This is a genomic window from Thioalkalivibrio sp. (genome assembly GCF_041685615.1).
Classification (GTDB): domain Bacteria; phylum Pseudomonadota; class Gammaproteobacteria; order Ectothiorhodospirales; family Ectothiorhodospiraceae; genus Thioalkalivibrio.
On sequence record NZ_JAWLFK010000031.1, the window covers coordinates 22,138 to 31,625 of the forward strand.

Sequence of the window (9,488 nt, forward strand, 5' to 3'; positions counted from 1 at the left end):
TCCGGAGGGGGTGTGCTAGGATTTTCGGCGCTATTGTAACGGATCCCGGGCGCGGCGCATGGTTGCGTCCGGGCGATTTCCCGCAGTTCACCGTAGTGGAGACTCCATGACAGAGGCAGCGCAGCGCCATGTCGCCGGCGTGGACGAGGTGGGGCGCGGGCCGCTGGCCGGGCCGGTGGTCGCCGCGGCCGTAATCTTGCCGGAGGGCTACGGCTGTCCCGGCCTGACCGATTCCAAGAAGCTGGGGGCGAAACGCCGGGAGGCCCTGGACGTGCAGATCCGCGCGGAGGCCCTGGCGTGGTCGCTGGGCCGGGCCGAGGCATCGGAGATCGACGCGCTCAACATCCATCATGCAACCCTGCTGGCCATGCAGCGGGCAGTCGCGGGTCTGTCCATCAAACCGGCGCACCTCCTGGTTGACGGTCGCTTTACCCCCGACGGGCCCTGGACGGCCGAGGCCATCGTGGGTGGGGACGGTTCGGTGCCGGCCATCAGCGCGGCCTCGATCATCGCGAAAGTCGCTCGCGACGGCTGGTTGGGCGATCTGCACACGGAGTATCCCGCTTACGGCTTTGACCGTCACTCCGGTTATCCCACCGCGGCCCACCGGGCCGCGCTGGAAGCGCTGGGGCCATGCCCGCAACACCGGCGCAGTTTCGGGCCCGTCGCCCGCGCCCTCGCGGCGCGGGAACAGGAGGGCGGCGCATGAGCGGAGAGCATCCCGGCTTCGTGCATCTGCGGGTGCATTCGGAATATTCCCTGATCGATGGCCTGGTTCGCCTGAAGCCGCTGGTGAACGCAGTGGTCGAGGGCGGTATGCCGGCGGTCGCGGTGACCGACCACTGCAACCTGTTCGGGCTGGTGAAGTTCTATCGTGCCGCGATCGGGCAGGGCGTGCAGCCGATTATCGGGGCGGACGTGCTGGTGCGCGATGCGCGCGCCGACGGCAGTCTTGCGCGCATGACCCTGCTGGCGCAGAACGACCCGGGCTACCGCAACCTGACCCGCTTGATTTCGCGGGCCTGGCAGGAGGGTCAGGAGAAGGGTATCCCGCGGGTGGACTGCGCCTGGCTGGACGCGGCGGCGGAGGGTCTGATTGCGCTGTCCGGCGGCATTGACGGGCTGTTCGTGAACGGCTCGGGGACGGCCCGGGCCCTTCTGGCCGAAGACCTGGAACCCTGGATGCAGCGGTTTCCCGGGCGCTTCTATCTCGAACTGGTGCGCTCGGACCGTCCGGGCGAGGAGGCCTGGATCGAGCAGGCCCTGGCCGCGGCCGAGACGTTCGATCTTCCAGTGGTGGCGACCAACGATGTTCGCTTCCTGCGGCCCGAGGATTTCGAGGCCCACGAGGCCCGCGTCTGTATCCACGATGGCGTGACCCTTGATGACCCGCGCCGCCCGCGCCGCTACTCGGAGGCCCAGTACCTGCGCTCGCCCGAGGAGATGGGCGAACTGTTCGCGGACATCCCCGAGGCCCTGGCGAACAGCGTGGCGATCGCGCGGCGCTGTGCCGTGAGCCTGACCCTGGGCGAATCGGTGCTGCCGGACTTCCCGGTGCCCGAGGGCTATACGGTGGAGGACCACCTGCGGGAGACCTCCGCGAAGGGGCTGGCCGCCCGCCTGGAGCGTTTCTGCTTTGCGCCGCAGGAAGATTACCAGGCGCGGTTGCAGCGCGAGCTGGACGTGATCTGCCAGATGGGCTTCCCCGGGTACTTCCTGATCGTGGCGGACTTCATCCAGTGGGCCAAGGACAACGGTATCCCCGTGGGACCGGGGCGCGGCTCCGGCGCGGGTTCTCTGGTGGCCTATGCCCTCGGAATTACCGATCTGGATCCACTGCGTTACGAGCTTCTGTTCGAGCGGTTTCTGAATCCAGAGCGCGTCTCCATGCCCGACTTCGATGTCGACTTCTGCATGGAGAAGCGCGACGACGTGATCGACTACGTCGCCGAGCGCTACGGGCGCGACAAGGTCTCCCAGATCATCACCCACGGGACCATGGCGGCCAAGGCGGTCGTGCGCGATGTCGGGCGCGTGCTCGGGCACGGCTACGGTTTCGTCGACCGCATTGCCAAGCTGATTCCCTTCGAGCTGGGCATGACGCTGCAGAAGGCGCTCACCGAAAGCGAGGACCTGAAGGCCCTGTATGACGAGGACGAGGAGGTCCGCGCGATCATCGACCTCGCGCAGAAACTCGAGGGCCTGACCCGGAACGCCGGCAAGCATGCCGGCGGCGTAGTGATCGCGCCGTCCGCACTGACGGATTTCTCCCCGCTGTACTGCGAAGACGACGGCGGATCGCTGGTGACCCACTTCGACAAGGACGATGTCGAGGCGGTCGGCCTGGTGAAGTTCGATTTCCTGGGCCTGCGCACGCTGACCATCATCGACTGGGCGGTGGACAACGTCCGCAAGATGGATGCCGCGGCCCCGATAGATCTCGATGCCATCCCGCTGGATGATCCCGAGACCTTCCGGCTGCTGAAGGACTACCAGACCACCGCCGTGTTCCAGCTGGAATCCGGTGGCATGAAGGACTTGATCCGCCGCCTGCAGCCGGACAGCTTCGAGGAGATCATCGCGCTGGTGGCGCTCTACCGGCCGGGTCCGCTTCAGTCGGGCATGGTGGACGACTTCATCGACCGCAAGCACGGGCGCGCCCAGGTAGAGTACCCGCACCCCGATCTGGAACCCATCCTGCAGCCGACCTATGGCGTCATCCTGTACCAGGAGCAGGTGATGCAGATCGCCCAGGTGCTCGGCAACTACACCCTCGGCGGCGCGGACCTGCTGCGCCGTGCGATGGGCAAGAAAAAGCCGGAGGAGATGGCCAAGCAGCGCGAGATCTTCCTGGAGGGTGCGCTGGGGCGCGGGGTCGACCAAGGGGTCGCGACCTACATCTTCGACCTGATGGAGAAATTCGCGGGCTACGGCTTCAACAAGTCGCACTCCGCGGCCTACGCTCTGGTGGCCTATCAGACGGCCTGGCTCAAGGCGCATTATCCGGCGCCGTTCATGGCCGCGGTGCTGTCCGCCGACATGGACAATACCGACAAGGTCGTCGGGCTGATCGAGGAATGCCGGAACATGGGCCTGGAGGTCCTGCCGCCGGACGTCAATCAGTCCGACTACCGCTTTACCTGTCGCGATGCGCAGACGGTCGTCTATGGCCTGGGGGCGATCAAGGGTGTGGGCGAATCCGCGATCGACACGCTGCTGAAGGCGCGGGACGCGGGCGGCGACTTTCACGGGCTGGTGGATCTGTGCCAGCGCGTGGATCTCGGCAAGCTGAACAAGCGCGTGCTGGAGACGCTGGTACGGGCCGGGGCCATGGACGGACTGGGTGCGAATCGCGCGACCCTGCTAAACGACATCCCCATGGCGGTCGCGGCGGCTGAGCAGACCGAGCGCAACGCCAGCCTGGGCGTGGTGGATCTGTTCGGTGACCCCGCGGCGGCCGTCGTCCCGGAAAGCGCGACGCTCGACGAGATGGAGGACGACGAGCGGCTGCGCGGCGAAAAGGACACCCTGGGCCTTTACCTGACCGGCCACCCGGTGGAGCGCTACCGGGCCGAGCTGTTGCGCCTGACCGGAACGACGCTGCAGGCGTTGGAGGCGAAGCTGGAAGATCGGCCGGACGAACCACAGGGGCAGAAGTGGCGCGGCAAGCAGGAAACCGTCCGTATTGCCGGCCTGATCGTCGGGGTGCGGGTGCGCAACACGCAGAGCGGGCGCATGGGTATCGTGACCCTGGATGACCGCAGCGGGCGGGCCGAAGTCGTGCTGTTCAACGATGACTTCACCCGCTACAAGGATCGCCTGGAACCGGATGCCCTGCTGGTGGCGGAGGGTACGGTCACGCTCGATGACTACGCTGGGGGTATCCGTATGCGCGCCCGGGACGTGTACAGCCTGGACGAGGCGCGGGCGCAGTGGGCGCGCACGTTGCACGTGTGCCTGGAGGGCGTGGTGCCCGAGCAGATCGCCCATCTGCGTGGCCTGATGGAGGCGCATCGCGAAGGGTCCTGCCGGGTGCACATGTGCTACCGGCGGGACGGACTGGAGGCCGATATCAGTCTGCCGGAGCGCTGGACGATCCAGCCGGACGAACGGCTGTTGCGCGGTATCCAGCAATCCCTGGGGCCGGACTGCGAGGCACAGGTGCGTTACGGACGGTAGAGGGAGGGCGAGACCGCGCCCGCGAACGGGAGCGGGGATTGCCGCGATTGGTTACAATTCGCGTCTCTAGGGAAACACTGATCCATGTGCACGTTCGCGTTGGTGTCCCATGTTTTCCGAGACAAGGCGCGGTGTGCCGCCGGTAGTGGTGCGACCGGCAGGCGCCGCCACGCAGGATTTGCGAACATGGGACACTTAGCCCCCACAAGTCATTGAAAGCCGGGGCTCGGCCGCTTTTGCCCGCTGGCTGCTTTGTGGCTCGCTTATGTAGCGGGGCTACACTTCGCTCACCATGCGCTGTAAGGGGCAAAAGCGACCCGAAGCGCGAAGGTGCACATCGATCAGTGCTTCCCTAACCGGCCTCCACCAACAAGCCTTCGGGACCCTGCATGAATCCGGACTTTCTCGACTTCGAACAGCCTATCGCCGAACTGGAAGCGAAGATCCGCGATCTGCGGTATGTCGGGGACGACGCCGAGGTCAACATCCAGGAAGAGATCCAGCGGCTGGAAGACAAGTGCCGCTCATTGACCGAGGGCATCTTCGCCAAGCTCACCCCCTGGCAGGTTGCGCAGATGTCGCGGCATCCCCGGCGTCCGTACACGCTGGACTACATCCCCGACCTGTTCGACGAGTTCGAGGAATTGCACGGGGACCGGGCCTATGGCGACGACCCGGCGATCGTCGGGGGCGTGGCCCGTCTCGACGGCCGGCCAGTGATGCTTATCGGGCATCAGAAGGGGCGCCAGACACGCGACAAGGTCTATCGCAACTTTGGCATGCCGCGACCGGAGGGCTATCGCAAGGCCCTGCGCCTGATGGAGATGGCCGAACGCTTCCGCATGCCCGTACTGACCTTCATCGATACTCCGGGGGCGTATCCGGGTGTAGGGGCCGAGGAGCGCGGCCAGAGCGAGGCCATCGCGCGCAACCTGCGGGTGATGGCCCGCCTGGACACGCCGATCATCGCCACGGTGATCGGCGAGGGGGGGTCCGGTGGGGCGCTGGCCATCGGGGTCGGTGATGCCACCCTGATGCTGCAGTATTCGACCTACTCGGTGATCTCGCCGGAAGGCTGTGCCTCCATCCTCTGGAAGAGCGCCGAGAAGGCCTCGGAGGCCGCCGAGGCGCTGGGAATCACCTCGGAGCGCCTGAACGAACTGGGACTGGTGGACCGCATCGTGCCGGAACCGCTGGGGGGCGCCCATCGTGATCCCGAGGCGATGTCCACGAGCCTGCGTGCGGCGCTTCTGGAGACCCTGGACGGGCTCGAGGGCCTGGATCCGGGCAAGCGGCTCGAGCGGCGCTACCGCCGCCTGATGGACTACGGTGCCTTCCAGGAAGCCACTTCCTGATCCGGGCGCGACTGCGCCCGATCCCGTGGTTGTGGCGCTGCGGGATTTTCTTCAGATTCACCCCGGTTACCAGCGCGTGCGCATCGCCTTCAGTGGCGGGCTCGATTCCACGGTCCTGCTGCATGCGGCCGTACGCCTGGGCATCCCCGGGCTTGAAGCCATGCACGTCGACCACCGTCTGCGCACGGATGCGGCGCAGCAGGCCGAGCATTGCCGACAGATGGCCCAGGACATGGGGTTGTCGTTGCGGGTTCGCGAGCTGGAAACGCTGGTCCCCCAGGGGAATGGTCTCGAGGCGGCGGCGCGGGAGGCGCGCTATGAGCGGCTGCGCGAGGGCCTGGGGGAGGCCGATCTGATCCTCAGCGGCCAGCACGCGGATGACCAGGCCGAGACCTTCCTGCTGGCCGCCCTGCGTGGCAGCGGACCCGAGGGGCTGCGGGCCATGCGCCCGCTGCGGCGCGACGGGGGCAGCTGGCTGGGGCGGCCGTTGCTGGGCCTGCCGCGTACGACGCTGTTCGCCTACGCGCAGCGCGAGGGCCTTTCCTGGTACGAGGATCCAAGCAACCGCGATCCCCGGTTTGATCGCAACTTCCTGCGCCAGTCCGTGCTCCCGTTGCTGCGCGAACGCTTCGGTGGCGTGACCGGGCTGGCGCGTGCCGCCGCCTGGCAGCGCGAGGCAGCCGAACAACTGCGGACGTACTTCGCCGGGCAAATGGAACAGGCGCAGGATCCGGTCTCCGATGCCCTGGATCTCGGCACCCTGCGGTCGCTGGACCTTGCGACCGCCCGCGGCCTGGTGCGGCACTGGCTGCGGGAACAGGGCCTCCGGCCGCCCGGGCACGAACGCCTGGGCGAGTTCCTGCGACAGGTAGCGGCGCGCAACCCCGGGGCTGCGCCACAGGTGGAGTGGGCCGATGGCTGGATGGGGTGCTATCGGGACCAGCTGCATGCGGGGGCGAAGCGGCCAGGGATGGACATCGAGACACCGCCAGATCAGGCGTGGCCTCCGAACCAGCCGGAACTGATCCTGGCGGACGGACGGCGGATGACCCGCGAGATGCTGGAGGAGCTGGGTGTCGACCCGAACGCCCGCCTGACCGTTAGCTATCGCCGCGGGGGTGAGCGCGTCGCGACGGCGGCCGGGCACCGGCCTCTCAAAAAGCTGATGCAGGAACACGGGATCGCGCCCTGGGAACGCCACCGGATTCCCTTGTTGCGTCAGATGGATGGCGCGATTGTGGCGGTCCTGTGGCCGAAGTTGGATAATGTCCGCAGTTGACGGGGCCGTCCGAATCGGACAATTCTTGGGCCGTCTTCATGGGGGTTGGGTGAGCGGCACGTGACAGGTCTCGCGGCACAGTGCGGACGACGTACGGGCATGGCATTGCTGGTGGCCGGGGCGTTGCTGTCGTCGCCCGTGAGCGCGGACTCCCTGACGCTCACGACCGAAAGCTACCCGCCATTCAATTTCGAGACGGAATCTGGCGAACTGGACGGGATCTCCGTGCGGGTCATGGAGCGCCTGCTGGAAGCCGCCGGGGTGGACGCCGAGATCCGTCTGCTGCCCTGGAGCCGCGCTTACGCCGAGGCCCAGTCGGAGCCCGGCACCTGTGTGTTCTCCACCACCCGTACTGCGGAACGCGAGGACCTGTTCACCTGGGTGGGTCCACTGGTTGAGAACCAGTGGCACGCGTTCGTGCTGGAGGGGTCCGATGTAGAGGCGTCGTCCCTCGACGAGCTCGGCAACTACCGGGTTGGGGGGTATCGCGACGATGCCGTGGCGCTGCATGTCGAAAAGCAGGGGATCCCCGTCGATACCGCCCCGAATGACCGCCTGAACGCCCGCAAGCTGGCCGCCAACCGCATTGACGTGTGGGTGAGCGGGGAACACCTCGCACCCTGGTATGCCCGCCAGGAGGGCATCGGGAAACTGGAATCGCTTTTCGCGTTCAACGATACGGTGATGTCGCTGGCCTGCCACCCGGAAACCGAGCGGGCGCCCCTGGAGCGCATGCAGGACGAGCTGGATGCCATGCGAGCCGATGGACGCTATGCGGCGATTGTAGAGGCGGTCCTCAATAGCAATGGAGAGCGGAATGAGTGAGGCAGCCGAGGCCCGGGCCGACGCATCGACCCTGATCGCAGAAGAGGTGCTGGGTTTCCAGCGCAACATGACCCGGCGCGGCATTATCTTTTCGTTCACCGGGTATATCTCCGAGGGCATCCTGAAGGCCCTGGGGGACGCGCTGCGCCAGAAGATCCGGCTCGAATCCACGGACACGAAGACCGTGAACCGGGTGTTTTCGGTCTTCGTGGAACAGGTGCAGAACATCATTCGCTATTCGGCCGAGCGGATCGAGCACGATGCCGAGCCACCCATCGAGTTGAGCTCGGGGATGATCACGGTCGGGTCGGAGAATGGTCGGTTCTTCGTGATCTGCGGCAACGTGATCGGGCGTCAGGATGCCGACACGCTGGCCGCGCGCCTGCGCGAGTTGGCGGGGATGGACAGCGATGAACTGCGCCGCTTCTACAAGGAAAAGCTGCGCGAGCCGCCGGACGAGGGCAGCAAGGGTGGCAGCATCGGACTCATCGAGATCGCACGGAGAGCGAGCGAGCCGATCCAGTTCGACTTCCAGCACATTTCCGACGCCCATTCCTACTTTGTCCTGAAGGCCTACATCTGATGGCAGTCGTCGAAACCATTGAGCACGAGGCAACCGACCGGACCCCCGCGGTGGAGTTCGATTTCTCCGCCGGGAAGTACCGGCTGTCGGGCGAGTCCTACCCCGAGGATGCGGCCAACTTCTATGGCCCGCTGACCCAGGGATTGCGGCAGGCGATCGAGGATCGAGCCAGCGACGAGGTGGAATTCACGGTGGAAATGATCTATTTCAACTCGTCGACCGCGAAGGCCCTGATGAACATGTTCCAGATCCTGGAAGACGGGGCCGAGGCCGGGCTGAAGGTCCGGATCAACTGGTGCTACCACGAGGATGACGAAACCATGGAGGAGTTCGGCGAGGATTTCTCCGAGGACTTCGAATACGCTGACTACCGCATGTGTCCGCTGACATGACCGCCCCCTCGCGCGACGACCCCATGGATCCCTCGAACCGGCCCTGCGACGGGCAGGACATGGACGGTCTCGCGGACTTCTCCCTGTTCGAACAGGAAAAGGCGATCATGCAGCGCTCCGAGCAGATGCTGGAGGCGCTGGATGCCGTGGCGGATGGTGTGAAGGTGCTGGCCAAGGCCTACTCCGAGAGCTACCGCGCGCAGCGGCGCATGATGCGCATGAGCGATCGCATGCAGGCCGACCTTCAGGAAGCCAACCGCCAACTGCGCGAGCAGGCCGAGCACCTCGCCCAGCTCAACAACGCCCTGTCCGACGAGGTCCACGAGCGCGAGCGCCTGACCGCGGAACTGGAACGTCTGGCCCTGGAGGACGCGCTGACCGGCCTGTTCTCGCGCCGTCGGGTGATCGACTGCGTGGAGGGGATGGCCGAGAGTGTCGGCGAGGAGGCGCGCTCGCTCGCCGTGATGATGCTCGATCTGGACGACTTCAAGGCCCTGAACGACACCCACGGCCATGCCGCCGGCGACTTCGCGCTGGAAAGCTTTGCCGAGATCCTGCGCGGGGAGCTGAGCGCCGAGCAGTACGCCGGACGGATGGGCGGCGAGGAATTCCTCGTGGTGGCGGCGGACCTGGAGCTTGAGGCGGCGGTGGATTTGGCGGAGCGGATCCGCCGCGCGGTGGAGCATGCCTCGCTCCACTGGAAGGGCGAGCGTCTCTCGCTGGCGGTGTCGATCGGCCTGGTAGTGACCACCAGCCCCTGGCCGGATGCCGGGGAACTGGTCGCGCGGGCGGACGATCTGCTCTATCGCGCCAAGAACGAGGGGCGCAACCGTGTCATCGTGCAAACGCACGGCGATCACGGATGATGCCGGAGG

At 66.5% G+C, this 9,488-nt stretch carries 8 protein-coding genes; all 8 read left to right on the plus strand.

Features of this window, described 5'->3' with window-relative positions; all coding sequences use genetic code 11:
• The first annotated feature begins 106 nt into the window (after positions 1 to 106).
• The 8 genes from rnhB (at position 107) to ACESLR_RS07815 (ending at position 9,479) form a co-directional block, all read left to right on the plus strand.
• Positions 107 to 709 (plus strand): ribonuclease HII, encoded by a 603-nt coding sequence (rnhB, locus tag ACESLR_RS07780; protein ID WP_373025209.1) that lies wholly within the window; start codon positions 107 to 109, stop codon positions 707 to 709.
• Positions 706 to 4,179 carry a DNA polymerase III subunit alpha gene (gene dnaE / locus ACESLR_RS07785; RefSeq protein WP_373025210.1) on the plus strand — a complete coding sequence of 1,158 codons (3,474 nt, stop codon included), beginning with the start codon at positions 706 to 708 and terminating at the stop codon, positions 4,177 to 4,179. The genes rnhB and dnaE overlap by 4 nt, the downstream gene beginning before the upstream one ends.
• Positions 4,180 to 4,568: 389 nt before the next feature.
• Entirely contained in the window at positions 4,569 to 5,534 is a 966-nt protein-coding gene (locus ACESLR_RS07790) for an acetyl-CoA carboxylase carboxyltransferase subunit alpha (RefSeq protein ID WP_373025211.1), read from the plus strand.
• A gap of 76 nt (positions 5,535 to 5,610) precedes the next feature.
• On the plus strand, positions 5,611 to 6,813 hold the full coding sequence (gene tilS / locus ACESLR_RS07795; protein ID WP_373025215.1) for a tRNA lysidine(34) synthetase TilS: 1,203 nt from the start codon (positions 5,611 to 5,613) through the stop codon (positions 6,811 to 6,813).
• A gap of 99 nt (positions 6,814 to 6,912) precedes the next feature.
• Positions 6,913 to 7,638 (plus strand): substrate-binding periplasmic protein, encoded by a 726-nt coding sequence (locus ACESLR_RS07800; protein ID WP_373025212.1) that lies wholly within the window; start codon positions 6,913 to 6,915, stop codon positions 7,636 to 7,638.
• Positions 7,631 to 8,221: a SiaB family protein kinase gene (locus tag ACESLR_RS07805; protein WP_373025213.1), complete on the plus strand. Its 591-nt coding sequence runs from the start codon at positions 7,631 to 7,633 to the stop codon at positions 8,219 to 8,221. The genes ACESLR_RS07800 and ACESLR_RS07805 overlap by 8 nt, the downstream gene beginning before the upstream one ends.
• On the plus strand, positions 8,221 to 8,613 hold the full coding sequence (locus ACESLR_RS07810; RefSeq protein WP_373025214.1) for a DUF1987 domain-containing protein: 393 nt from the start codon (positions 8,221 to 8,223) through the stop codon (positions 8,611 to 8,613). Before ACESLR_RS07805 ends, ACESLR_RS07810 begins: the two co-directional genes overlap by 1 nt.
• Before the next feature lie 23 nt (positions 8,614 to 8,636).
• The gene (locus tag ACESLR_RS07815; RefSeq protein ID WP_373025216.1) at positions 8,637 to 9,479 is read left to right on the plus strand and encodes a GGDEF domain-containing protein; all 843 of its coding nucleotides are present in this window, start codon (positions 8,637 to 8,639) and stop codon (positions 9,477 to 9,479) included.
• Positions 9,480 to 9,488: the final 9 nt, after the last annotated feature.